This is a genomic window from Pseudomonas sp. GW821-FHT09D08 (assembly GCF_059416305.1).
On record NZ_JBWKOX010000014.1, the window covers coordinates 43,038 to 67,108 of the forward strand.

Consider the following 24,071-nt stretch of genomic DNA (forward strand, 5'->3'; position numbering starts at 1 on the left):
CAAACGCCCGGCCTGACAAAAGCCAGACCGGGCGTTGCGTTTAGAGTCCTCACGCTGCGCGGGGCATTTGCATGCCCACACGCGGCGTGGCTCCTGAAGTGCGCGAGTTAGAGGCTGCGAGCAACCTGAACCTTCTCGTAGACTTCGATCTTGTCGCCAGCCTTGACGTCGTTGTAGCTCTTGACGCCGATACCGCATTCCATGCCGGCACGCACTTCGGAAGCGTCATCCTTGAAGCGGCGCAGGGATTCCAGCTCGCCTTCGAAGATAACGATGTCTTCACGCAGTACACGGATTGGACGGTTACGGTACACGGTACCTTCGATAACCATGCAACCGGCGATCGCACCGAATTTCGGCGAGCGGAACACGTCACGAACCTCGGCGACACCCAGGATGTTCTCCCGGACGTCACTGCCAAGCATGCCGGTGAGGGCTTTCTTGACGTCTTCGATGATGTCGTAGATGACGTTGTAGTAACGCATGTCCAGGCCTTCCTGCTCGACGATCTTGCGAGCGCCAGCATCGGCACGCACGTTGAAGCCGAACAGTACAGCGTTGGAAGCCAGTGCCAGGTTGGCGTCGGACTCGGTGATACCACCGACACCGCCACCGACAACACGCACTTGCACTTCGTCGTTACCCAGGCCATTCAAGGCGCCGTTCAACGCTTCGAGGGAACCACGAACGTCAGACTTGAGGACGATGTTAAGCGTCTTCTTCTCGGCCTGGCCCATGTTCTCGAAGATGTTTTCCAGCTTGCCGGCATGCGCGCGAGCCAGTTTGACTTCACGGAACTTGCCTTGACGGAACAGAGCCACTTCACGGGCTTTCTTCTCGTCAGACAGCACGCTCATCTCGTCGCCAGCGTCCGGAGTACCGTCCAGGCCGAGGATCTCGACAGGGATGGAAGGACCGGCTTCCTTGATTGGCTTGCCGTTCTCGTCGAGCATGGCACGTACACGGCCATAGTTCGAACCGACCAGTACCATGTCGCCTTGACGCAGGGTACCGTCTTGAACCAGTACGGTTGCAACCGGGCCACGACCTTTGTCGAGACGCGACTCAACCACAACACCACGACCTGGGGCCGATGGGGTTGCTTTCAGTTCAAGTACTTCAGCTTGCAGCAGGACAGCTTCGAGCAGTTCGTCAACGCCAGTACCGACTTTCGCCGAAACCGAAACGAACGGCGTATCACCGCCCCACTCTTCAGACGTCACGCCATGAACCGACAGTTCGCTACGGATGCGATCGAGATCGGCGCCCGGCTTGTCGATCTTGTTCACGGCAACAACCAGAGGAACACCAGCGGCTTTAGCGTGCTGGACAGCTTCAATGGTCTGCGGCATCACGCCGTCGTCCGCTGCAACGACCAGAATCACGATGTCAGTCGCCTTGGCACCACGGGCACGCATTGCGGTAAACGCGGCGTGACCTGGGGTGTCGAGGAAGGTGACCATGCCGCGCTCGGTTTCAACGTGGTACGCACCGATGTGCTGGGTGATACCACCGGCTTCGCCAGCAGCTACCTTGGCACGACGGATGTAGTCGAGCAGCGAAGTCTTACCATGGTCAACGTGGCCCATTACGGTCACGACTGGCGCACGGGAGAACGTTTCGCCTTCAAACTTCAGGGACTCTGCCAGGGAATCTTCCAGGGCGGTGTCGCTGACCAGGGTCACTTTGTGACCCAGTTCTTCGGCTACCAGTTGAGCAGTTTCCTGATCAAGCACCTGGTTGATGGTCGCTGGAGTACCCAGTTTGAACATGAACTTGATGATTTCAGCAGCCTTGACCGACATCTGGTTGGCAAGATCGCCAACCGTGATGGTCTCGCCGATCTGCACATCACGCACGACAGGGCCGGTTGGGCTCTGGAAACCGTGGGCGTTGCGTTTCTTCAGCTTGGCCTTGCCGCGACCACCACGACGGAAGCCATCGCTTTCTTCGTCGGTAGTCCGTGGAGCAACGCGTGGAGCAGGCGCTTTCTCTTTGACCGAAGCACGATGGGGAGCGTTTTTGCGCTCGCCATCGCCACCACCACCGCGACGATTGTTATCGTCGGCACGTGGTTTATCCGGACGACGAGGTTCCTCGCGCTTGCGGGCATCGGCCGCAGGTGCTGGTGCAGCGACAACCGGAGCGGCCTCACGCACAGCGTCTGCAGGAGCGCCAGGCGCGGCTACCGCTTCAGTGGAAGCCGTTTGCGCAGCAGCAGGCTGACGACGCGCTTCTTCTTCGGCGCGACGCTTGGCTTCTTCTTCAGCCTTCTGACGTGCAGCATTTTCTACTGCGCGACGTTCTTCCAGTTCGCGTTTGCGCTCGGCTTCGATTTCTTCCGGGCTGCGCTGTACGAAGACTTTCTTCTTGCGTACTTCAACGCTGATGCTCTTGCTACCCGCAACCCGCAGGGTGCTGGTGGTTTTGCGCTGCAATGTAATCTTGCGCGGTTCTTCCACTTTCGCCTTGTGGCTGCTCTTCAAGTGAGTCAGCAAAGACTGCTTCTCACTATCGCTCACACCTTCATCGGCGGCGGTGTGCGGCAGACCTGCCTCACGCATCTGCTGCAACAGGCGCTCTACCGGTGTTTTGACCTCATCGGCCAGTTGTTTCACCGTGACTTGCGTCATGCACTTCTCTCCTCAGGCCGCGCCTAATTACTCGAACCAATGGGCTCGGGCGGCCATGATCAACTTGCCGGCACGATCATCGTCAATGCCGTCGATGTCGAGCAGATCGTCAATAGACTGCTCGGCCAGGTCTTCGCGGGTAATTACGCCGCGCACCGCCAGTTCCATCGCCAAATCCTTGTCCATACCCTCAAGCGAGAGCAGGTCTTCGGCCGGATGGGCGTCTGCCAGCTTTTCCTCAGTAGCGATGGCTTTAGTCAACAAACGATCCTTGGCCCGAGCGCGAAGCTCGTTGACGGTGTCTTCGTCAAAGCCGTCGATGTTGAGCATTTCTTCCAACGGTACGTAGGCAATCTCTTCCAGGCTGGTGAAGCCTTCATCTACCAGCACCTGCGCCAGGTCTTCGTCGACTTCCAACTCGTCGATGAAGTTGCGCAGGATGTCACCGGTTTCAGCTTGCTGCTTAGCCTGGATGTCCGATTCGGTCATTACGTTCAAGGTCCAGCCGGTCAACTGGCTGGCCAGACGCACGTTCTGACCACCACGACCAATGGCCTGGGCCAGATTGTCTGCGCCAACGGCGATGTCCATTGCATGGGCATCTTCGTCAACGATAATTGCCGCCACTTCAGCCGGCGACATGGCATTGATCACGAACTGCGCCGGGTTATCGTCCCAGAGGACGATGTCCACACGCTCACCACCCAATTCGCCCGACACTGCCTGGACGCGCGAACCGCGCATACCGATGCAAGCGCCTTGCGGGTCGATGCGTTTGTCCTTGGAGCGGACCGCGATCTTGGCACGCGAACCCGGGTCGCGGGACGCAGCCATGACTTCGATCAGGCCTTCGGCAATTTCCGGCACCTCGATACGGAACAGCTCAATCAGCATTTCCGGCGCAGTACGCGACAGGATCAACTGAGGGCCACGGTTCTCGGTGCGGATTTCCTTGAGCAGCGCACGCAAACGCACGCCAACACGGAAGGTTTCGCGGGAGATGATGTCTTCGCGGGCCAGCAACGCTTCAGCGTTGTTGCCCAGGTCGACGATCACATTGTCGCGGGTAACTTTTTTCACGGTGCCGGAGATGATTTCCCCCAGACGCTCGCGATAGGCATCAACGACTTGAGCGCGCTCGGCTTCGCGAACCTTCTGCACGATGACCTGCTTGGCGGTCTGTGCAGCAATGCGGCCGAACTCGATGGACTCGATCTTTTCTTCAACGACATCACCGACCTGGGCACCTGGGTGCGTTTCAGCAACCTTGCTTGGCCAGGTTTCGATGGCCGGATCATCAAGATCGGCCTCTTCGACGACCGTCCAGCGACGGAAAGTCTCATAGGCACCGGTGTGGCGGTTGATTTCCACACGCAGATCAACTTCGTCTTCAAAACGCTTTTTGGTAGCAGTGGCCAGGGCCAGCTCCAGCGCTTCAAAAATCACGTTTGCCGGTACGCCCTTTTCATTGGATACCGACTCAACAACCAGCAGTACTTCTTTGCTCATCGTACGCCTCGCCTTTCGCAAGCCATTGGATCCGCGGGATCCGCGTCTCAGTCAAAACTGGGAATAATGTTGGCCTTGTCGATCATATCGATCGGCAACAGGAACTCATGGTCTTCTACCTGCACCACGACATCCTGTTCTTCTACACCGCGCAGAAGGCCCTGAAAGTTGCGACGCCCTTCGAACGGGGATCGCAGCTTGATCTTCACTTGTTCACCGGCAAATTTTGCAAACTGATCAATAGTGAACAGTGGGCGTTCCATGCCTGGCGAGGAAACTTCGAGGGTGTACTCAACGGAGATAGGATCTTCAACATCCAGAACACCGCTGATCTGACGGCTGACAATGGCACAATCGTCCACCAGCACGCCGCCCTCTTTATCGATATAAACGCGCAACATTGAGTGGCGACCTTGAGCCGAAAACTCAATACCCCAGCATTCATAGCCTAGGGCCACGACCACCGGGGCCAACAAGGCCTGCAACTCTTCTAGCTTGCTCGACACCTGAACCCCCTCGTGCATGTATGTGCATGCTGTGCAAAATAAAAAAATGGGCGAAACGCCCATCCTTGAAACGCCGTCGAACAGCGGCGTTGAAAGTGTCCAGCTAACAAAAAGCCCCTTAAAAGGGGCTCCGCTAAAACTGGTTGCGGGGGCCGGATTTGAACCGACGACCTTCGGGTTATGAGCCCGACGAGCTACCAGACTGCTCCACCCCGCGACAAAGCTGGGGCGGAAGTATACGACCGATCCCTTACAGGGTCAATGTAACCTTCCACCTACAAGAAAGCCCGCAACAGCGGGCTCTCCTGATAATTGGTACCGAGAAGGGGACTCGAACCCCTACACCCTATGGGCACAACCACCTCAAGGTTGCGTGTCTACCAATTCCACCACCTCGGCAATACAGCGTTTACAACCCTTCTTACTTCTGCTCTTGAGCTGGAGGTACGTCAGTCGCTGGAGTAGCCGACTTTTGCTCTTGAAGCACCGGGACATCATCAGAAGCCGGCTTTGCTTTTGGCACTTCCAACACTGCTGGGTTTGGCAAGCCTACTTGAGTCAGCACATGAGCTTTCTCTTTAGCAAAGTAACCTAACCCTAAGCTGGTTATGAAGAAACCGGCGGCAAGTATAGCAGTAAACTTACTAAGAAAGGTAGAGGAACCTTGGCTTCCGAACACAGTATTTGAAGCACCTGCACCGAAAGACGCACCAGCATCCGCACCTTTACCCTGTTGCAACAAAACCAGGGCAACTACGCCCAGGGCAGCCAACAGATGAAAAACGACTACGACTGTTTCCAGCATTTTTTCAGTTTCCCGCGGCGCGACAAATCGCACCGAACTCATCTGCATTCAGGGAAGCCCCACCAATGAGCCCCCCATCGATATCCGGCATGCCGAACAGTTCGACCGCATTGGCCGCCTTCACGCTGCCGCCGTATAGAAGCCGCACACCTTGTGCGACTTCAGAATTCTCTGCCGCCAACTGAGCGCGAATGGCTGCATGCACATCCTGCGCCTGTTGCGGTGTAGCAGTCAGCCCGGTACCAATGGCCCAGACCGGCTCGTAAGCAATTACCGCCTTTGCGAACGCACCAACACCCAGCTCCTCGATGATGCTGCCAAGCTGACGCGAGACAACCTCAAGGGTCTTGCCCGATTCACGCTGCTCAAGGGTCTCCCCAATACACAACACCGGAATCAAGCCACAAGCCTGTGCCGCTGCGAACTTGCGATTGAGTGTCCCATCACGCTCGCCCATCATCTGACGGCGCTCGGAGTGCCCGACAAGCACATAGGAACAACCTGCATCAACCAGCTGACTCGGTGCAATCTCACCGGTCAACGCACCTTGCATGGCTTCCACCGCAGAGTTCTGCGCGCCGACCTGAATCGACTTACCTTTCAAGCCATCCACCACTTGGGTGATATGCAAGCAAGGCGGGAACACCGCGATATCAACACCGCTAGGCAAGGCCAAGTGACGAAGGCCATTGATCAGCTCAGCGACACTGGCGCGGGTACCGTGCATCTTCCAGTTACCAGCTACCATAGTGCGACGCATGCTGTACCTCGTCGGTCAAAGTGGGCGCAGATGTTACCCAACCACATCATCACTGGCAAGCCGAATTCAGGCGCAAACTTCAGTTACCAGTTTTGCCAGGTCTTCGGCATGGCCACGAACCTGTATTTCGTCGTCACCTTCGACCATGACGCGCACCAAAGGCTCTGTGCCGGACTTGCGTAGCAATACCCGCCCACGACCAGCCATTGCCAGGGTCGCGCGCTCGCAAGCCTCTTTGACAGCAGGGTGCTCGATCGGATTTTCCCCACCTGCGAAACGCACGTTCAGCAATACTTGCGGGCATTTGCGCAAAGCCTGACGCGCCTGGGCCAGACTCTCTTCGCGGCGACGCAAAGCCAATAGCACCTGCAACGCCGCAATAATCGCGTCGCCGGTGGTGGTGTGCTGGAAGCACACCACGTGCCCGGAGTTCTCACCACCTACCTGCCAGTTACGCTCCAGCAGCTCGGCGATCACATACCGGTCACCGACGTTGGCGCGAACAAAAGGAATACCCAGGTCTGCCAGCGCCAGCTCAAGCCCCAGGTTGCTCATCAGCGTACCGACGACACCGCCTTGCAGCTTGTTACGCTCATGCAGGTCGCGGGCAATGATGAACAACAGATCATCGCCGTCCACCACTGCACCGGTATGGTCAACCATCAGCACGCGGTCGCCGTCACCGTCGAAGGCAATCCCGAGGTCGGCGTGCTCGGCCAGGACAGCGGCCTGCAACTGCTCCATATGGGTGGAGCCGCAGTTTTCGTTGATGTTCAATCCGTTGGGCTGAGCCGACAGAACCGTCACGTCTGCACCAAGCTCCCTGAATACGCTTGGCGCGACTTTGTAGGTCGCACCATGGGCACAGTCGACAACAATCTTAAGGCCGGCAAAATTGGTACTGGTTGGCACACTGCTCTTGCAGAACTCGATATAACGACCGGACGCATCATTGATGCGCGACACCTTGCCCAGCTTACTGGACTCGACCACGGTCATCGGCGCATCCAACAGCTCTTCGATCATCAGCTCAATCTCATCCGGCAACTTGGTGCCCTGACCGGAGAAGAACTTGATGCCGTTGTCGTCATGTGGATTGTGCGAAGCACTGATCACAATACCGGCCTCAGCGTGAAAGGTACGCGTCAGGTATGCAATCGCGGGCGTCGGCATTGGCCCCAGCAACATCACATCGGCGCCTGCGGCGGATAAGCCGGCCTCAAGCGCTGATTCAAACATGTACCCCGAAATTCGGGTGTCCTTGCCCACCAGGATGCGGCATGCCCCCATGCTGCGGAACGCCATGCCCGCCGCCCATCCAAGCTTGAGCATGAAATCAGGAGTAATCGGAAACTCGCCGACCCGACCACGGATACCGTCGGTGCCAAAGTATTTTTTAGTCATAAGTGCTCCATCATTCTTATTCGGCTGATTCCACAGCTGCAATCATGCGTACCACATCCACGGTCTCAGCAACGTCATGCACACGCAAGATGCGCGCACCCTTGGTCACCGCGAGCGCCGCCAGTGCAAGACCGCCGTACAACCGCTCACCCACCGGACGGCTCAATGCCAGCCCTATCATGCTCTTGCGCGAAACACCGACCAACAGGGGCCGACCAAGGGCATGCAAGGACTCCATGTGTTTGAACAAACTCAAATTGTGTTGCAGGGTCTTGGCGAAACCAAACCCCGGATCAAGGATGATCCTTTCCGGCGCAATACCTACCGCAGCGCATTGGGCAACGCGCTCGGAGAGAAAACCACTCACCTCACCCACCAGATCATCATAGTGCGGGCTGTCCTGCATATTGCCGGGCTCACCCAGCATATGCATCAAACACACAGGCAAACCGGTAGCTGCAGCTGCATCCAGGGCTCCGTCGCGCCGCAGGGACCGCACATCGTTGATCAAGCCGGCACCCAATCGCGCAGTCTCACGCATCACGGCCGGGGTGGAGGTATCAACCGAAATGATCACATCCAACTCTCGAGCGATGCGCTCGACAATCGGCGCCACGCGCTCCAACTCCTCCAGAGGAGAAACTGCGCGAGCACCAGGCCGAGTCGATTCACCGCCCACATCAATCAAGGTCGCACCAGCCGCCACCATGGCTTCTGCGTGGCGCAATGCAGCATCAAGCTGGCTAAAGCGGCCACCATCGGAAAAGGAGTCAGGGGTTACATTAAGAATGCCCATGACATGCGTATGGGCCAAATCAAGAACCCGGTTGCCGCAAGGCAACCGGGGGGAGGACGGAGCAAAAGTCATTTCAAACCTTAATGATCAGCTGCCGGGCCACCGATTGGGGTTTCAGGGCGTTCGTTCTGAACCACAGGCGGGGTGCCCGAAGTACCCGAACCACCTTCCCAATCACGAGGCTCACGAGGTGCCCGACCGGCCATAATGTCGTCGATCTGGTCTGCGTCGATGGTCTCGTACTTCATCAGTGCATCAGCCATTGCATCAAGCTTGTCGCGATTATCGGTCAGGATCTGCTTGGCAGTGCCGTAGCATTGGTCAATGATACTGCGCACCTCAGAATCGATCAGTTTGGCTGTCTCACCGGAGAAACTGGCGTTTTGACCACCGCCGCCACGACCCAGGAATACTTCACCTTCTTCCTCGGCGTACATCAAAGGACCGAGTTTTTCCGACAAACCCCACTTGGTCACCATGTTCCGCGCAATCTGGCTGGCGCGCATGATGTCGTTGGAAGCCCCAGTGGTCACACCATCGAAGCCCAAGGTCATTTCTTCAGCGATTCGACCGCCGTACAGCGAGCAGATCTGGCTGATCAGCGCACGCTTGGAGAGGCTATAACGATCCTCTTCCGGCAGGAACATGGTGACACCCAACGCACGACCACGAGGAATGATCGACACTTTGTAGACCGGGTCATGCTCAGGCACGACACGCCCCACAATGGCGTGACCCGCTTCGTGGTAAGCAGTGTTCTGCTTCTCTTTTTCGGACATGACCATGGATTTGCGTTCAGCGCCCATCATGATCTTGTCTTTCGCCAGCTCAAACTCTTTCATTTCAACGATGCGCTTGCCGGTACGGGCTGCAAACAGCGAAGCCTCGTTCACCAGGTTGGCCAGGTCAGCACCCGAGAACCCTGGGGTACCACGGGCAATCACAGCCGGTGCAACGTCGTCGCCCATCGGCACTTTGCGCATGTGCACTTTCAGGATTTGTTCGCGCCCACGGATGTCCGGCAGGCCAACCACCACCTGGCGGTCAAAGCGGCCTGGACGCAGCAGCGCAGGATCCAGCACGTCCGGACGGTTGGTTGCCGCGATGACGATGATGCCGTCATTCATCTCGAAACCATCCATCTCGACCAGCAACTGGTTGAGGGTCTGCTCACGCTCATCATGACCACCGCCCATGCCAGCACCACGATGGCGACCAACAGCGTCGATTTCATCGATGAAGATGATGCATGGCGCATGCTTCTTGGCCTGCTCGAACATGTCGCGAACGCGGCTCGCACCGACACCGACGAACATTTCAACGAAGTCAGAACCGGAAATGGTGAAGAACGGTACCTTGGCTTCGCCGGCAATCGCCTTGGCCAGCAAGGTTTTACCGGTACCTGGAGGGCCGACCATCAGCACGCCGCGAGGAATACGGCCACCCAGGCGCTGGAATTTGCCTGGATCGCGCAAGAACTCAACCAGCTCGCCGACTTCTTCCTTGGCTTCATCGCAACCCGCTACGTCAGCCAGGGTGGTCTTCACCTGATCTTCAGAGAGCAGGCGCGCCTTGCTCTTGCCGAAGCTCATCGGCCCGCCCTTGCCTCCCGCACCACCTTGCATCTGGCGCATGAAGAACATGAACACGGCAATAATCACCAGGATCGGGAAGCTTGCCACCAGGAGTTGAGTCCAGATGCTCTGCTGTTCAGGCTGCTTGCCTTCGACAACCACGTGGTTATCCACCAGGTCGCCGATCAGACCGTTGTCCTGAATTGCCGGACGAATGGTCTTGAAGCTGTCGCCATCGTTGCGTTTGCCGGTGATCACGTAGCCATCAACCGCTACGCGCTCGACCTTGCCATCCTTAACTTGCTGGATGAAGTCGGAATAGTTGAGGGTCTGCGGCTCGTTAGGGCTGGAGAAGTTGTTCATCACCGTCACGAGGACAGCCGCGATGATCAACCACAGGATCAGATTCTTTGCCATATCGTTCAATTAACTACCCTCTGAAGCAAGCTCCGCTACTGGCGCGCGCTTCGCATGATATTCACCGGCCTAACTTACTACATTACCTACAACTCTGGCAGGCGCCGTCTGTAACCCTTTGTGAAACTTTGACTACACAATATTCGTAAAGCTTCGTGACGAAAGCGATATAAAAAAACCTATCGCCCTCCTCGAATTCCTCAAAAACGCTCTTCACTCGCCGCGCCTTCGACGCCACGGAAGCCGCGGCACAGCAGGTATTGCTCCCTGGACCGGTCCCGGGAAGAGTCTGGTTTACGCGTCTGCACCTTGTCGAACAATTTGCGGATGTTCTTGTGGTACTCGTCGAAACCCTCGCCCTGGAACACCTTCACCAGGAAATCGCCACCGGGACGCAACACCCGACCCGCCAAATCCAGCGCCAATTCGCAAAGGAACATGGCCCGCGGCATATCAACGGCCGGTAATCCACTCATATTGGGGGCCATGTCGGAAATCACAAGGTCTACCTGCGAATTTCCCACAGCCTCAAGGATCTGGGCGAGCACTGTGTCCTGGGTAAAGTCTCCATGAACAAAGGTCACATCCGGGATGCTGTCCATTTCCAGGATGTCGGAAGCAATCAGGCGACCTTGACCACCAATCAGACGACTGGTCACCTGGGACCAGCCACCGGGAGCCGCGCCAAGATCGATGACGCTCATGCCTGGACGAATCAACTTGTCCTTGTCCTGGATCTCCAACAGCTTGTAGCTGGCCCGGGAACGATAGCCATCCTTTTGCGCCTTTTTGACGTAAGGATCGTTGAAATGCTCTTGCAGCCACTTAAGGCTAGTTTTGGAACGGGCCACGGGCCACCTCGAAAATAAAACGGGTCGTGATTAACTGGGCGGTCCCGGACTCGCTCGGGTAAACTGGCCGCCGCTTTTTACAAGATCAGACGCAGGGGTCAGATTATGCCGCTCACTCAAGAGCAGAAGAAACAGTACAAATCCATTGGCCACCATCTGAAACCAGTTCTGATTGTGGCAGACAACGGTTTGACTGAAGGTGTGTTAGCCGAACTTGAACGCGCATTGGGCGATCACGAACTGATCAAGATCAAGGTCAACATCCTTGACCGCGAGGCGCGCCTGGCCGCCATTGCAGAACTGTGCAAGGTTGGCAAGGCGGACCTGGTTCAGGTCATCGGCAAGATGGCGCTGCTGTATCGCAAGAACTTCAGCGTCAACAAGCAACTGTCGAACGTACACCGCTTCAAGTAATACAAAGGGTCACGGGCGTGCTTCGCGCGCCCCGCCACTCCATCCCGGAGCAGGCTGTATAACCAGCACCAGGCCGGAGAACCCTAGCACAAGATAGCTGAATAGCTGCCAGCGCAACGCTTCCGGCAGCCAGACATGCACAATGCAATACATTGCACACGCATACAGCGCCATCAACAGCAGTTGGCCGCGAATATCCCGCCACAGACTCTCCAAGCCTTCAGCCTTGACCAGCACCAACGCCTGAAGCGCTACGCACGCCGCCGCGAAACCCACCAGCAGCGCACTCAGTAATCCATCGATTTCATCGATCAGCAACGGAGCCAGGCCAATCACGCCCAGCACCGGCAATACACCAAGATGTAACAACCATAGGCCGCCCACCCAAAGCATCTGGGCAAGCTGCCAAAGCATGGCGCCCGCACGAAGCGGGCGCCGCCTTTCAGATGTGACGAACTTCAACAATCTCGTACTCGATCACACCGCCTGGCGTTTTGACAGACACCACATCACCCTCTTCCTTGGCGATCAAGGCACGGGCCAGTGGTGAGCCGACGGAGATCTTGCCGAGCTTGAAGTCAGCCTCGTCCTCTCCCACGATGTGGTAGACCACGCTCTCGTCAGTCTCAACGTTGGCGATCTCCACGGTGGTACCGAAAATCACCTTGCCAGTGTGGGGAATAGTCGTGACGTCGATGATCACCGCATTCTGCAAACGGCCTTCGATATCACGGATCCGCGCTTCGACCATACCCTGCTGCTCACGAGCAGCGTGGTATTCGGCGTTTTCCTTCAGGTCACCCAGCTCGCGGGCCGTACCAATGTCCTGACTCAGCTTTGGACGTACGACCTTGGTCAGATGGGCGTGCTCCTCTTCCAGGGCCTTGGCACCCTGGACGGTCATTGGGTATTTGATCATGCCTTCAATCCTGCGTGTAGATCCTGCAAGCGACGCACGGTCTTTTCCGGACCGAACTTGAGCGCTTCGCAGATAGCTTCGCCAGCAGCAATAGTGGTGGTGCAGTAGATCTTGTGCTGCAAGGCATTACGGCGAATGGAGTAGGAATCCGCGATCGACTGGCGACCTTCGGTGGTGTTGATGATCAGCGTGACTTCATCATTCTTGATCATGTCGACCACATGCGGACGGCCTTCCGTCACCTTGTTCACGCGGCGCACTTTCAAGCCGGCCGCTTCGATCAGCTTGGCGGTCCCGGCAGTTGCCACGATTTCAAAGCCCAAGTTGATCAGATCACGGGCCACGCCTGCAACCAGCGGCTTGTCATCATCACGCACGCTGATAAACGCAGTACCGCCGGTCGGCAGCACTTCGCTGGCGCCTATCTGGGCCTTGGCGAATGCTTCACCGAAGGTGTCGCCCACGCCCATCACTTCACCGGTGGACTTCATCTCCGGACCGAGGATCGGGTCCACACCAGGGAATTTGGCAAATGGGAACACTGCCTCTTTCACACTGTAGAAGTTCGGAATGATTTCCTTGGTGAAGCCAATTTCCTTCAGGGTCTTACCCGCCATCACACGCGCAGCGATCATGGCCAGGGACACGCCGATGCACTTGGAAACGAACGGCACGGTACGCGAAGCACGCGGGTTGACTTCAATGACGTAGATGTCTTCGCCCTGCAGCGCCAACTGTACGTTCATCAGGCCGACAACACCCAACTCCAAGGCCATTTTCTTGACCTGCTCGCGCATCTCGTCCTGGATATGTGCAGGCAACGAATACGGCGGCAGCGAGCATGCGGAGTCACCGGAGTGAACGCCCGCCTGCTCGATGTGCTGCATGATCGCGCCGATGACCACGTCGGTACCGTCGCAAACTGCATCCACGTCCATTTCGATGGCGCAGTTGAGGAAGTGGTCCAGCAGCACCGGGCTGTCGTTGGACACTTTTACCGCATCACGCAGGTAACGCTTGAGCTCTTCTTCTTCATAGACGATTTCCATCGCCCGGCCGCCCAGCACGTAGGATGGACGCACCACCAGCGGGTAGCCGATCTTGCTGGCTGCACGGATGGCCTCGTCTTCACTGCGCACGGTAGCGTTTGGCGGCTGACGCAGGTTCAGGCGCTCAACCATTTGCTGGAAGCGCTCACGGTCTTCGGCACGGTCGATGGCGTCAGGGCTCGTGCCGATGATTGGCACGCCGGCAGCCTCAAGGGCACGCGCCAGTTTCAGCGGGGTTTGGCCGCCGTACTGGACGATCACGCCTTTGGGCTTCTCGACGCGACAGATTTCCAACACGTCTTCCAACGTTACCGGCTCGAAGTACAGGCGGTCGGAAGTGTCGTAGTCAGTGGAAACAGTTTCCGGGTTGCAGTTGACCATGATGGTCTCGTACCCGTCTTCGCGCAGCGCGAGGGCGGCGTGTACGCAGCAATAGTCGAATTCGATACCCTGACCGATACGGTTCGGACCACCGCCCAGGATGATAATCTTGTCGCGGCCCGACGGCGCGGCCTCGCACTCTTCCTCGTAGGTGGAGTACAGGTACGCAGTGTCGGTGGCGAACTCGGCGGCACAGGTGTCAACGCGCTTGTAGACCGGGAAGATCTCCAGCTTGTGGCGATGCGTGCGCAGGTTCTTCTCGGTCACACCCAGCAGCTTGGCCAGGCGCTGGTCGGAGAAGCCTTTGCGCTTGAGGCGGAACATCATGTCGCGGTCGATGCTGGCCAGCCCCAGGGTCTTGACCTTCTCTTCTTCCTTGATCAGGTCTTCGATCTGCACCAGGAACCACGGATCGATCATGTTCATGCCGAAGATGTCTTCGACAGTCATGCCGGCGCGGAAGGCATCAGCCACATACCAGATACGCTCGGCGCCCGGAACGGTCAGCTCGCGCTTGAGGATGCTCATGCTTTCCGGATTGCTCAGGTCGAGCTTCTCGTCCAGGCCGCAAACGCCGACTTCCAGGCCTCGCAGGGCTTTCTGCAGGGATTCCTGGAAGGTCCTACCGATGGCCATGACCTCACCCACCGACTTCATCTGAGTGGTCAGGCGCGCGTCGGCCTTGGCGAACTTCTCGAAGGCAAAGCGTGGCAGCTTGGTCACGACATAGTCGATGGACGGCTCGAAGGACGCCGGCGTAGCGCCGCCCGTGATTTCGTTTTGCAGCTCGTCCAGGGTGTAACCGATAGCCAGCTTGGCGGCGATACGCGCAATCGGGAAGCCGGTCGCTTTCGATGCCAGCGCCGAAGAACGCGATACACGCGGGTTCATCTCGATCACGACCATGCGGCCTGTGTCCGGGCAGATGCCGAACTGAACGTTGGAGCCACCGGTTTCAACGCCGATCTCACGCAATACCGCCAACGAGGCGTTACGCATGATCTGGTATTCCTTGTCCGTCAGGGTCTGCGCCGGAGCAACGGTGATCGAGTCACCGGTGTGCACACCCATCGGGTCGAAGTTTTCGATGGAGCAGACGATGATGCAATTGTCCTTTTTGTCGCGGACAACCTCCATCTCATACTCTTTCCAGCCGATCAGGGATTCGTCGATCAGCAGCTCTTTGGTCGGAGACAGGTCCAGGCCACGGGCGCAGATTTCTTCGAACTCTTCACGGTTATAGGCAATGCCACCACCGGTGCCGCCCATGGTGAAGGACGGACGGATGATGCACGGGAAGCCCAGCTTTTCGAGAACTGCGTTGGCCTCCTCCATACTGTGGGCGATACCAGAACGCGGGCAGTCAAGACCGATGGACTTCATGGCCTTGTCAAAGCGCGAACGATCTTCAGCCTTGTCGATGGTGTCGGCGTTGGCGCCGATCATCTCTACGCCGAATTTTTCCAGGACGCCTTCGCGCTCCAGGTCCAGGGCGCAGTTCAGTGCAGTCTGGCCGCCCATGGTCGGCAGCAGTGCGTCCGGACGCTCTTTCTCGATGATCTTGGCAACCGTCTGCCACTTGATCGGCTCGATGTAGGTGGCGTCGGCCATGTCCGGATCGGTCATGATGGTGGCCGGGTTGGAGTTCACCAGGATGACGCGGTAACCCTCTTCGCGCAGGGCTTTACAGGCCTGGGCGCCGGAGTAGTCGAACTCGCAGGCCTGTCCGATAACGATCGGGCCAGCGCCGAGAATCAGGATGCTTTTTATGTCTGTACGTTTTGGCATGGGTTTGTCACTCAAATCCGCAGGTCAGTCGGCAAGCCGTCTTGAACAATCTTCGAAGAGCCTGCGGGGGCCACCAAGGCAGGGGCCGCCCGCAGGCCGCTCAGTCAGCGTCGCTTGGCCATCTCATTGATGAAACGGTCGAACAGCGGCGCTACGTCGTTCGGGCCCGGGCTTGCTTCAGGGTGGCCCTGGAAGCTGAACGCGCTCTTGTCAGTACGCTCAATACCCTGCAGGGAACCGTCGAACAACGACTTGTGAATCGCGCGGACATTGCTCGGCAAGGTCGCTTCATCCACCGCAAAACCGTGGTTCTGGCTGGTGATCATCACAACGCCGGTGTCCAGGTCCTGCACAGGGTGGTTGGCGCCGTGATGGCCATGACCCATTTTCAGGGTCTTGGCGCCGGAGGCCAGCGCCAGCAGTTGGTGACCGAGGCAGATACCAAATACCGGAATCTCGGTTTCCAGCACGTCCTTGATGGCCTGGATGGCGTAGTCGCAAGGCTCAGGATCACCCGGGCCGTTGGACAGGAACACGCCGTCAGGTTGCAGGGCCAGCACGTCGCTGGCAGGCGTTTGCGCCGGCACCACGGTCACGCGGCACCCACGCTCGACCAGCATACGCAGGATGTTGTACTTGACGCCGTAGTCGTATGCGACCACGTGATACGGCAGGTCAGCCGCTTCGATAGTCTCGTGGCTGTCGGTCTTCAAGTCCCAGACAGTGGAACGCCACTCGTACTGCTCCTTGGTGCTGACGACTTTCGCCAGGTCCATGCCTTTCAGGCCTGGGAAGCCTTGCGCTGCAGCAATCGCCGCTGCTTCGGAAATATTCTCACCGACCATGATGCAGCCGTTCTGCGAGCCCTTTTCACGCAGGATGCGCGTCAGGCGGCGCGTATCGATACCGGCGATCGCCACGACATTGTTAGCTTTCAGGTAATCGGACAGCGACATCGTGTTACGCCAGTTGCTCGCAACCAGTGGTAGATCACGAATGACCAGACCCGCCGACCAGACACGATCAGACTCAACGTCTTCCGGCGTAGTACCGGTATTGCCGATGTGCGGATAGGTCAGGGTAACGATCTGTTGGGCGTAGGAAGGATCGGTAAGGATTTCCTGATAGCCGGTCATGGCGGTGTTAAACACCACCTCTCCAACGGTTTGACCGTCGGCTCCAATGGCTTCGCCGCGAAAAATGCTGCCATCAGCAAGGGCGAGTATGGCTGGCTTAGTCAAGAAGACCTCCCGTAAATAAAGCCTGAAAGGGCGATCGCAGGTTGTAAAAAAGCGGAGTGACGTATGGACACGTCACCCCGCTTCTTCACTGAATTATTCTGCGCGCTTTTAGTGGACACACTAAAGCTGTAGCTTACAGAAAAAGGCTTTTTTGGTCCACCGCTAATGAGCCTTAAAGGCAGGAGAATGCGACAGGACGTCGCTTAGCGGGTAAAAACGGGGCCTTAGGATAATCCTGAGGCCCCGTTTTAGCTACTGATTAGTGCAGATCCAACACATCGCGCATGTCGTACAGACCAGGCTCGCGACCTTCCAACCACAACGCGGCACGCACCGCGCCTTTGGCGAATGTCATACGGCTGGAAGCCTTGTGCGTGATTTCCAGGCGCTCACCCTCGGTAGCAAACAATACCGTGTGATCGCCCACCACATCACCGCCGCGGACAGTCGCAAAACCAATGGTGTCACGTGCACGTGCACCGGTATGCCCTTCGCGACCGTAAACCGCCACCTTGGACAGGTCACGCCCCAGCGCGTCGGCAATAGCCTCACCCATGCGCAGTGCGGTACCCGACGGCGCATCGATCTTGTGGCGGTGATGCGTCTCGATAATCTCGATATCCGCCTCTTCCCCCAGCACCCGCGCCGCCATGTCCAGCAACTTGAGCGACAGATTCACGCCGACACTGAAGTTGGCTGCGAAGACGACGGGAATATCCTTACCCGCCTCCTCAAGCAACTGCTTCTGCTGCGCAGTCAACCCCGTAGTGCCGATCACCATCGCCTTGCCCGCCTTGCGGCAGAACGCGAGGTTTTTCAGCATTACCTCCGGCAGGGTGAAGTCGATCAGCACATCGAATTCGTCAGCCACCTGCTCCAGGCTGCCTGACAATGAGACACCGATACGCCCCAGCGAAGCCAACTCACCCGCATCCGCACCGATCAACGTGCTACCGGGACGAACAATCGCTGCGGTCAGCCCAGAGGCCGGGGAGCGCTGCTGCACTGCCTCGACCAGCGTCTTGCCCATGCGCCCGGCAGCGCCCATTACGGCTATACGTCGCATACTCACTTCCTTACAGGTCGCCGAAGAAGCGCTTCACGCCTTCGAAAAAGCCAGTGGTTTTCGGCGAATGCGTGTCATCGCCCTCCAGCGAACTGCGGAATTCCTCAAGCAATTCACGCTGACGGCGCCCCAGATTGACCGGAGTCTCCACGGCCACACGACACATCAAGTCGCCAGCACCGCCACCGCGCACCGGCGCTACGCCCTTGCCACGAATACGGAACTGCTTGCCGGTCTGCGTACCTTCAGGGATCTTGAGCTTGACCCGACCGTCCAAGGTCGGAATCTCCAATTCGCCACCCAGGGCTGCATCGACAAAGCTGATCGGCACTTCACAGAACAAGTGCTTGCCGTCGCGCTGGAAGATCGAGTGCTCGCGCACATTGATCACCACGTACAGGTCGCCCGTAGGACCGCCCTGGGTACCGGCCTCACCCTCACCCGACAGACGAATACGGTCTCCGGTATCGACTCCCGCCGGCACTTTCACCGCCAGGGTCTTGTACTCTTCGACGCGGCCTTCGCCGTGGCAGGAATCGCACGGATCGGAAATGATCTTGCCCTGCCCATGACAACGCGGACAGGTCTGCTGCACCGAGAAGAAACCCTGCTGCATACGGACCTGACCGATACCGCCGCATGTCGGGCAAGTAATCGGCGCGGAGCCTTTCTTGGCACCCGAACCATCACACGGCTTGCAGTTAACCAGCGTCGGCACGCGGATATTAACGCTGGTGCCACGCACGGCTTCTTCCAGGTTCAACTCCAGGGTGTAGCGCAAGTCGCTGCCACGCTGGGCACCACCGCGCTGACCACCCCGGCCACCACCAAAGAAGTCACTGAATACATCACCGAAAATATCGGAGAAGTTCTGACCGCCAAAACCGGCACCGCCGCCCCCCATGCTCGGGTCGACACCCGCATGGCCATACTGATCGTAAGCCGCACGCTTGTTGGGATCAGACAGGCATTCGTAGGCCTCATTGGCCTCTTTGAACATGTCTTCGGATTCTTTGCTATCCGGATTACGGTCCGGGTGGTGCTTCATTGCCAGGCGACGGTAAGCCTTTTTCAGGTCCGCCTCGCTGGAGCCGCGATCCACACCCAACACTTCGTAATAGTCACGCTTTGCCATAAGTCTTTGCACTCTTAAGGACGTCCAGCCAGACCCTCCTGAGCCTGGCTAAACTCGTTGAGCCCCAATACAGGCCCGGACCCAACTCACGTCAATTCAACGATCCTGGTCGTTACTACTTTTTAGCCAGGGACCCGGCCAAAAACGCGGTATTCATTGCTCGGAAAGCAGGAGCATCCCCGATCACACCGCCAACATCCGAACGCAGTCGCATGCTGTAAAAATTCGCATACCCCAGACACGCCAACGCGGGAGCAAGCTCCCGCGCGGCGACATCCTACCAGTCACCGCTTGATAGCGGTCAACCGGGCGACCAACTTACTTCTTGTCGGTAACTTCTTCGAACTCGGCATCGACAACATCGTCTTTAGCTTCAGGCTCTGCCTGTTGAGCAGCACCGTCAGCCGGCTGAGCCTGTTCGGCGTACATTTTCTGAGCCACTGGCGCGGAAACTTTCGACAACTCTTCAACCTTGGCTTCAATGGCAGCCTTGTCGTCGCCTTTAACAGCGGCTTCCAGGGCAACTACAGCAGCTTCGATCGCGGCCTTCTCTTCAGCGGTCACTTTCTCGCCAGCATCAGCGATCATTTTGCGTGTCGAGTGAACCAGTGCGTCGCCCTGGTTACGGGCACCTGCCAACTCTTCGAACTTCTTGTCAGCTTCAGCATTGGTTTCAGCATCACGGATCATCTGTTGAATTTCTTCATCAGAAAGACCGGAGTTGGCCTTGATGGTGATCTTCTGCTCTTTGCCGGTAGCCTTGTCTTTCGCCCCTACGTGCAGAATGCCGTTGGCGTCGATGTCGAAGGTCACTTCGATCTGTGGCACGCCACGTGGTGCTGGTGGAATCTCAGCCAGGTCGAACTTGCCCAGGGACTTGTTCTGAGCCGCCTGCTTACGCTCACCTTGCAGCACGTGAATGGTCACAGCACCCTGGTTGTCATCAGCCGTCGAGAACACCTGGGATTTCTTGGTAGGAATCGTGGTGTTTTTCTCGATCAGCGCAGTCATCACGCCACCCATGGTTTCGATACCTAGGGTCAGCGGGCTTACGTCCAGCAGCAACACGTCTTTCACGTCACCGGCCAATACCGCGCCCTGGATGGCAGCACCCATGGCAACCGCTTCGTCCGGGTTTACATCTTTACGTGCTTCTTTGCCGAAGAACTCGGTAACCAACTTCTGAACCAGTGGCATACGGGTCTGACCGCCTACCAGGATCACGTCGTTGATCGCACCAACATCAATACCGGAGTCTTTCAGCGCAATGCGGCATGGCTCGATGGTGCGTTGAACCAGGTCTTCGACCAGCGCTTCCAACTTGGCGCGAGAAATCTTCACGTTCAAGTGCTTAGGACCGGTGGCGTCTGCGGTGATATACGGCAGGTTAACGTCGGTCGACTGAGCAGAGGACAGCTCGATCTTGGCTTTTTCAGCAGCCTCTTTCAGGCGCTGCATCGCCAGCGGGTCACCCTTGAGGTTCATGCCGCTTTCTTTCTTGAATTCGTCAACGAGGTAGTCGATCAGACGAATGTCAAAGTCCTCACCACCCAGGAAGGTGTCGCCGTTGGTGGCCAACACTTCGAACTGGTGCTCGCCGTCTACTTCAGCGATCTCGATCACGGAAACGTCGAACGTACCGCCACCCAGGTCATAAACGATCACGGTGTGATCGCCCTTGGCCTTGTCCATACCGTAAGCCAGAGCAGCTGCGGTCGGTTCGTTGATGATACGTTTTACATCCAGGCCCGCGATGCGGCCGGCGTCTTTGGTCGCCTGGCGCTGGCTGTCGTTGAAATAGGCTGGAACGGTGATCACCGCCTCAGTCACTGTCTCACCCAGGTAATCTTCGGCAGTCTTCTTCATCTTCTTCAAGATTTCAGCCGAGATTTGCGGTGGCGACATTTTCTGGCCATTTACTTCAACCCAGGCGTCACCGTTGTCAGCCTTGGCGATCTTGTAAGGGACCATTTTGATGTCTTTTTGTACGACTTCTTCGTCGAACTTACGACCGATCAGGCGCTTCACCGCGTACAGGGTGTTATGCGGGTTGGTCACAGCCTGGCGCTTGGCCGACTGGCCAACCAGGATTTCACCATCGTTGGCGTAAGCGATGATCGACGGCGTGGTACGCGCGCCTTCGGCGTTTTCGATTACTTTTGCAACGCCGTTTTCCAACACGGAGACGCAGGAGTTGGTGGTCCCCAGGTCAATACCGATAATTTTGCCCATGATTTACTCTCCCGAAACTTGAATTTGGTTGCCGCAGCAGTGGTGGCTAACTGCGGTAGCACTTAAACGCTTGACTTATAGATGGGGGCCTTACGGCGGATTTCAAGCCTGCTCATCAATAGAAGGTGCAACGGGTGCAGGAGCCTTGCTCACTACCACCATTGCAGGGCGCAACAGGCGACCGTTAAGCTGATAGCCCTTCTGGAACACTTTCAACACACTGTTGGGTTCGAGGTCGTGGCTTTCTTGCATGGCCATGGCTTGGTGAAGCTCAGCACTGAACGGTTCGCCGCCTTGCGGATCAATGGCTTCCAGCTGATAACGCTTCAGGGTGTCCTGAAACATTTTCAGGGTCAGTTCGATCCCTTCGCGCATCGGGCGGATGTTTTCGTCATCCGGGTTGGACAACTCGAGGCCACGCTCCAGGCTGTCAATAATTGGCAGCAGGTCGCCCGCGAACTTCTCCAGCCCGAACTTGTGAGCTTTTTCTACGTCCTGCTCGGCACGGCGGCGGACGTTCTGCAGATCGGCGGCAACACGCAAAGACTGATCCTGCGCAGCGGCCAACTGCTCTTCGAGCACTTGCACACGAGTTGCCAGTTCATCACCGACAGCCGAATTGGCGTCCGGAGTTTGCGTATCCTGCGTCTGTTCGTCAGCCATAGATTTCTCCTTTCAAAATCATGCGCGAACTCAACTCGCGCTTCTGTTCCCGTATATGGGGCCACAATTTCCAGGTTCAAGGGTACAGGCGCTACCAAAAGTCTTTCGTCTGCCCCAGATCAACTTCGGCCTGATCATTCTCCTTTGCACTAAAAAAGCTGAATAACCGAGCAAATTGAGCTAAGCGTCAGGATTGTCAGCCCAGAACAAAACACTGTATAAATAACCAGACCTAAAGCCTGGGAGCGGCCGTCATGCTCGTGCACCTGTCTGTACACAACTACGCCATCGTTGAACATCTGGACCTCGAACTGGATAGCGGGATGAGCGTAATCACAGGCGAAACCGGCGCCGGCAAGTCGATCATGCTCGACGCCCTGGGCCTGACCCTGGGCGACCGCGCCGACAGTGGCGTGGTGCGCCCCGGCGCGGATAAGGCCGACATTCTGGCCACCTTCGACCTCGCGGACATCCCCGAAGCCGAAGCCTGGCTGGTCGAGCGCGACCTTAATAACGACGGCCCGTGCATCCTGCGCCGAGTCATCACCGCCGAGGGCCGCTCACGCGGCTATATCAATGGAACGCCCTGCCCCCTTGGCGACCTGAAGGCCCTGGGCGAACTGCTGATCGACATCCATAGCCAGCATGAACACCAATCCCTGCTCAAAACCGACACCCATCGCCGCCTGCTCGACGAATACGCTGGCGCCACCGACCTTGCCCGGCAGGTACAACTGGCCGCCCAGCGCTGGCGCCAGACCCGACAGGAGCTGGAGCGACTGTCCAATTCCGGTGACGAGCAGCGCGCTCGCCATCAATTGCTCAGCTATCAGCTTGAAGAGCTGGAAAGCCTGGGTCTTGGCGAAACCGAGCTGGAACAACTGGAACAGGAACACAAGAACCTCACCAACGCCGAAACCCTGCTGTCTATCTGCCGCCAGGTGGTGGAGCAATGCAGCGAGAGCGATTCCGGCAATGTGCTCAACGCACTCACCGCCAGCCTCAACCGACTGTCCAGCGTTAACAGCGCTTCGGGCTCACTGAGTGAAGCCACCACCCTGCTGACCAGTGCGCAAATCCAGGTAGAAGAAGCCGTCGGCGAACTCAATCGCTTTCTCGATCATTTCGACGCCGACCCGGCGCGACTGCAGGAAATAGAAGAGCGCCTGGACACCATCTATACGCTGGCGCGCAAACATCGAATCCAGCCCACCGAAGTGGCAACCATGCAGCAGAAACTGCTGGATGAAATCGAGACCCTGAACGCGAATGACGAATCCATTGAGCGACTGGGCGAAGAGCTCGGCTCTTTTGCCCGCCACTATCAGGAGAAAGCCCGCGAACTGAGCGATCTGCGCAAACAGGCTGCGACCAGCCTCGCTGGCGCCGTCGAGCAGGAAATTCAGCGCCTGGGCATGCCGGGCGGGCGCTTTACCATCGAGTTGCGCACCAACGCCAGCAATGAGCTGCAGCCCTACGGCCTGGAGCAGGTAGAACTACTGGTCAGCGCCAACCCGGGGCAACCGCTCAAGGCACTGGCAAAAGTGGCGTCTGGTGGCGAGCTCTCGCGAATCAGCCTGGCGATCCAAGTGATTACCGCGCAAACCTCACGGGTACCGACACTGGTGTTCGATGAAGTAGACGTAGGTATCGGTGGCCCCACGGCGGAAATTGTGGGTCAGTTACTGCGCCGCCTGGGGGATCGCGGCCAGGTGCTGACCGTTACTCACTTGCCGCAAGTCGCGGCCCAAGGGCATCAACACTTGTTTGTGCACAAGGTCAGAGGCAGCGAAGCGACACACACGGCAGTATCCAAACTGAACAAGTCGGAGCGCGTGGAAGAAGTGGCACGGATGCTCGGCGGGATCGACCTGACCAAAGAGTCTTTGGCACACGCGAAGAAAATGGTCGTAGCCACCAAGGCCTGA

Annotated in this window: 19 protein-coding genes and 2 tRNA genes; 2 read left to right on the forward strand and 19 right to left on the reverse strand. The window is 57.6% G+C overall.

What is annotated here, in order from left to right:
• Window positions 1-107: 107 nt before the first annotated feature.
• The 11 genes from infB to rlmE all read right to left on the reverse strand — a co-directional run bounded on the left by infB (window position 108) and on the right by rlmE (window position 11,255).
• Window positions 108-2,633: a translation initiation factor IF-2 gene (infB, locus tag AC07OP_RS21450; protein WP_495102454.1), complete on the reverse strand. Its 2,526-nt coding sequence runs from the start codon at window positions 2,631-2,633 to the stop codon at window positions 108-110.
• A gap of 27 nt (window positions 2,634-2,660) precedes the next feature.
• On the reverse strand, window positions 2,661-4,142 hold the full coding sequence (gene nusA, locus AC07OP_RS21455; RefSeq protein ID WP_003212187.1) for a transcription termination factor NusA: 1,482 nt from the start codon (window positions 4,140-4,142) through the stop codon (window positions 2,661-2,663).
• Between the two features lie 47 nt (window positions 4,143-4,189).
• On the reverse strand, window positions 4,190-4,648 hold the full coding sequence (gene rimP, locus AC07OP_RS21460; protein WP_003235029.1) for a ribosome maturation factor RimP: 459 nt from the start codon (window positions 4,646-4,648) through the stop codon (window positions 4,190-4,192).
• Between the two features lie 140 nt (window positions 4,649-4,788).
• A tRNA-Met gene (locus tag AC07OP_RS21465) sits at window positions 4,789-4,865 on the reverse strand.
• A 96-nt stretch (window positions 4,866-4,961) separates the two neighbouring features.
• A tRNA-Leu gene (locus tag AC07OP_RS21470) sits at window positions 4,962-5,047 on the reverse strand.
• A 22-nt stretch (window positions 5,048-5,069) separates the two neighbouring features.
• Complete coding sequence (secG, locus tag AC07OP_RS21475; RefSeq protein WP_010206600.1) at window positions 5,070-5,453, reverse strand: preprotein translocase subunit SecG; 384 nt, start codon at window positions 5,451-5,453, stop codon at window positions 5,070-5,072.
• Window positions 5,454-5,457: 4 nt separating this feature from the next.
• Window positions 5,458-6,213, reverse strand: coding sequence for a triose-phosphate isomerase (gene tpiA / locus AC07OP_RS21480; protein ID WP_015885920.1), 756 nt, complete (start codon window positions 6,211-6,213; stop codon window positions 5,458-5,460).
• 66 nt (window positions 6,214-6,279) lie between these two features.
• Window positions 6,280-7,617, reverse strand: coding sequence for a phosphoglucosamine mutase (glmM, locus tag AC07OP_RS21485; protein ID WP_115487578.1), 1,338 nt, complete (start codon window positions 7,615-7,617; stop codon window positions 6,280-6,282).
• 16 nt (window positions 7,618-7,633) lie between these two features.
• Window positions 7,634-8,485, reverse strand: a complete 852-nt coding sequence (gene folP / locus AC07OP_RS21490; protein ID WP_495102453.1) for a dihydropteroate synthase — start codon at window positions 8,483-8,485, stop codon at window positions 7,634-7,636.
• Between the two features lie 8 nt (window positions 8,486-8,493).
• The gene (ftsH, locus tag AC07OP_RS21495; protein ID WP_027605365.1) at window positions 8,494-10,404 is read right to left on the reverse strand and encodes an ATP-dependent zinc metalloprotease FtsH; all 1,911 of its coding nucleotides are present in this window, start codon (window positions 10,402-10,404) and stop codon (window positions 8,494-8,496) included.
• 200 nt (window positions 10,405-10,604) lie between these two features.
• Window positions 10,605-11,255: a 23S rRNA (uridine(2552)-2'-O)-methyltransferase RlmE gene (gene rlmE / locus AC07OP_RS21500; RefSeq protein WP_015885924.1), complete on the reverse strand. Its 651-nt coding sequence runs from the start codon at window positions 11,253-11,255 to the stop codon at window positions 10,605-10,607.
• A gap of 105 nt (window positions 11,256-11,360) precedes the next feature.
• Here rlmE and AC07OP_RS21505 point away from each other — a divergent pair, with 105 nt between their 5' ends.
• Entirely contained in the window at window positions 11,361-11,669 is a 309-nt protein-coding gene (locus tag AC07OP_RS21505) for a YhbY family RNA-binding protein (protein WP_017139256.1), read from the forward strand.
• A gap of 9 nt (window positions 11,670-11,678) precedes the next feature.
• On the opposite strand, the gene AC07OP_RS21510 is transcribed toward AC07OP_RS21505, so the two are convergent.
• From AC07OP_RS21510 to grpE, 8 genes are all read right to left on the reverse strand, one after another.
• Window positions 11,679-12,083, reverse strand: coding sequence for a hypothetical protein (locus tag AC07OP_RS21510; RefSeq protein WP_027605364.1), 405 nt, complete (start codon window positions 12,081-12,083; stop codon window positions 11,679-11,681).
• A gap of 28 nt (window positions 12,084-12,111) precedes the next feature.
• Window positions 12,112-12,588 (reverse strand): transcription elongation factor GreA, encoded by a 477-nt coding sequence (greA, locus tag AC07OP_RS21515; protein ID WP_027605363.1) that lies wholly within the window; start codon window positions 12,586-12,588, stop codon window positions 12,112-12,114.
• Entirely contained in the window at window positions 12,585-15,806 is a 3,222-nt protein-coding gene (carB, locus tag AC07OP_RS21520; RefSeq protein ID WP_495102452.1) for a carbamoyl-phosphate synthase large subunit, read from the reverse strand. The genes greA and carB overlap by 4 nt, the downstream gene beginning before the upstream one ends.
• A 104-nt stretch (window positions 15,807-15,910) precedes the next feature.
• Window positions 15,911-17,047, reverse strand: coding sequence for a glutamine-hydrolyzing carbamoyl-phosphate synthase small subunit (carA, locus tag AC07OP_RS21525; RefSeq protein ID WP_115487575.1), 1,137 nt, complete (start codon window positions 17,045-17,047; stop codon window positions 15,911-15,913).
• A 259-nt stretch (window positions 17,048-17,306) separates the two neighbouring features.
• Window positions 17,307-18,113 carry a 4-hydroxy-tetrahydrodipicolinate reductase gene (gene dapB, locus AC07OP_RS21530; protein ID WP_495102451.1) on the reverse strand — a complete coding sequence of 269 codons (807 nt, stop codon included), beginning with the start codon at window positions 18,111-18,113 and terminating at the stop codon, window positions 17,307-17,309.
• Between the two features lie 10 nt (window positions 18,114-18,123).
• On the reverse strand, window positions 18,124-19,248 hold the full coding sequence (gene dnaJ / locus AC07OP_RS21535; RefSeq protein WP_495102450.1) for a molecular chaperone DnaJ: 1,125 nt from the start codon (window positions 19,246-19,248) through the stop codon (window positions 18,124-18,126).
• A gap of 318 nt (window positions 19,249-19,566) precedes the next feature.
• A complete protein-coding gene (gene dnaK / locus AC07OP_RS21540) occupies window positions 19,567-21,480 on the reverse strand; it encodes a molecular chaperone DnaK (RefSeq protein ID WP_027605358.1) in 1,914 nt (637 codons plus the stop codon).
• 102 nt (window positions 21,481-21,582) lie between these two features.
• Window positions 21,583-22,143 carry a nucleotide exchange factor GrpE gene (gene grpE, locus AC07OP_RS21545; RefSeq protein WP_027605357.1) on the reverse strand — a complete coding sequence of 187 codons (561 nt, stop codon included), beginning with the start codon at window positions 22,141-22,143 and terminating at the stop codon, window positions 21,583-21,585.
• A gap of 254 nt (window positions 22,144-22,397) precedes the next feature.
• Here grpE and recN point away from each other — a divergent pair, with 254 nt between their 5' ends.
• Window positions 22,398-24,071: a DNA repair protein RecN gene (gene recN / locus AC07OP_RS21550; RefSeq protein ID WP_495102449.1), complete on the forward strand. Its 1,674-nt coding sequence runs from the start codon at window positions 22,398-22,400 to the stop codon at window positions 24,069-24,071.

Excerpts from the sequence above, each read along its gene's own strand:
- infB (WP_495102454.1), bottom strand. The coding sequence starts at position 2,633 with ATGACGCAAGTCACGGTGAAACAACTGGCCGATGAGGTCAAAACACCG.
- nusA (WP_003212187.1), bottom strand. The coding sequence starts at position 4,142 with ATGAGCAAAGAAGTACTGCTGGTTGTTGAGTCGGTATCCAATGAAAAG.
- secG (WP_010206600.1), bottom strand. The coding sequence starts at position 5,453 with ATGCTGGAAACAGTCGTAGTCGTTTTTCATCTGTTGGCTGCCCTGGGC.
- tpiA (WP_015885920.1), bottom strand. The coding sequence starts at position 6,213 with ATGCGTCGCACTATGGTAGCTGGTAACTGGAAGATGCACGGTACCCGC.
- glmM (WP_115487578.1), bottom strand. The coding sequence starts at position 7,617 with ATGACTAAAAAATACTTTGGCACCGACGGTATCCGTGGTCGGGTCGGC.
- folP (WP_495102453.1), bottom strand. The coding sequence starts at position 8,485 with ATGACTTTTGCTCCGTCCTCCCCCCGGTTGCCTTGCGGCAACCGGGTT.
- ftsH (WP_027605365.1), bottom strand. The coding sequence starts at position 10,404 with ATGGCAAAGAATCTGATCCTGTGGTTGATCATCGCGGCTGTCCTCGTG.
- AC07OP_RS21505 (WP_017139256.1), top strand. The coding sequence starts at position 11,361 with ATGCCGCTCACTCAAGAGCAGAAGAAACAGTACAAATCCATTGGCCAC.
- AC07OP_RS21510 (WP_027605364.1), bottom strand. The coding sequence starts at position 12,083 with ATGCTTTGGCAGCTTGCCCAGATGCTTTGGGTGGGCGGCCTATGGTTG.
- greA (WP_027605363.1), bottom strand. The coding sequence starts at position 12,588 with ATGATCAAATACCCAATGACCGTCCAGGGTGCCAAGGCCCTGGAAGAG.
- carB (WP_495102452.1), bottom strand. The coding sequence starts at position 15,806 with ATGCCAAAACGTACAGACATAAAAAGCATCCTGATTCTCGGCGCTGGC.
- dapB (WP_495102451.1), bottom strand. The coding sequence starts at position 18,113 with ATGCGACGTATAGCCGTAATGGGCGCTGCCGGGCGCATGGGCAAGACG.
- dnaJ (WP_495102450.1), bottom strand. The coding sequence starts at position 19,248 with ATGGCAAAGCGTGACTATTACGAAGTGTTGGGTGTGGATCGCGGCTCC.
- dnaK (WP_027605358.1), bottom strand. The coding sequence starts at position 21,480 with ATGGGCAAAATTATCGGTATTGACCTGGGGACCACCAACTCCTGCGTC.
- grpE (WP_027605357.1), bottom strand. The coding sequence starts at position 22,143 with ATGGCTGACGAACAGACGCAGGATACGCAAACTCCGGACGCCAATTCG.
- recN (WP_495102449.1), top strand. The coding sequence starts at position 22,398 with ATGCTCGTGCACCTGTCTGTACACAACTACGCCATCGTTGAACATCTG.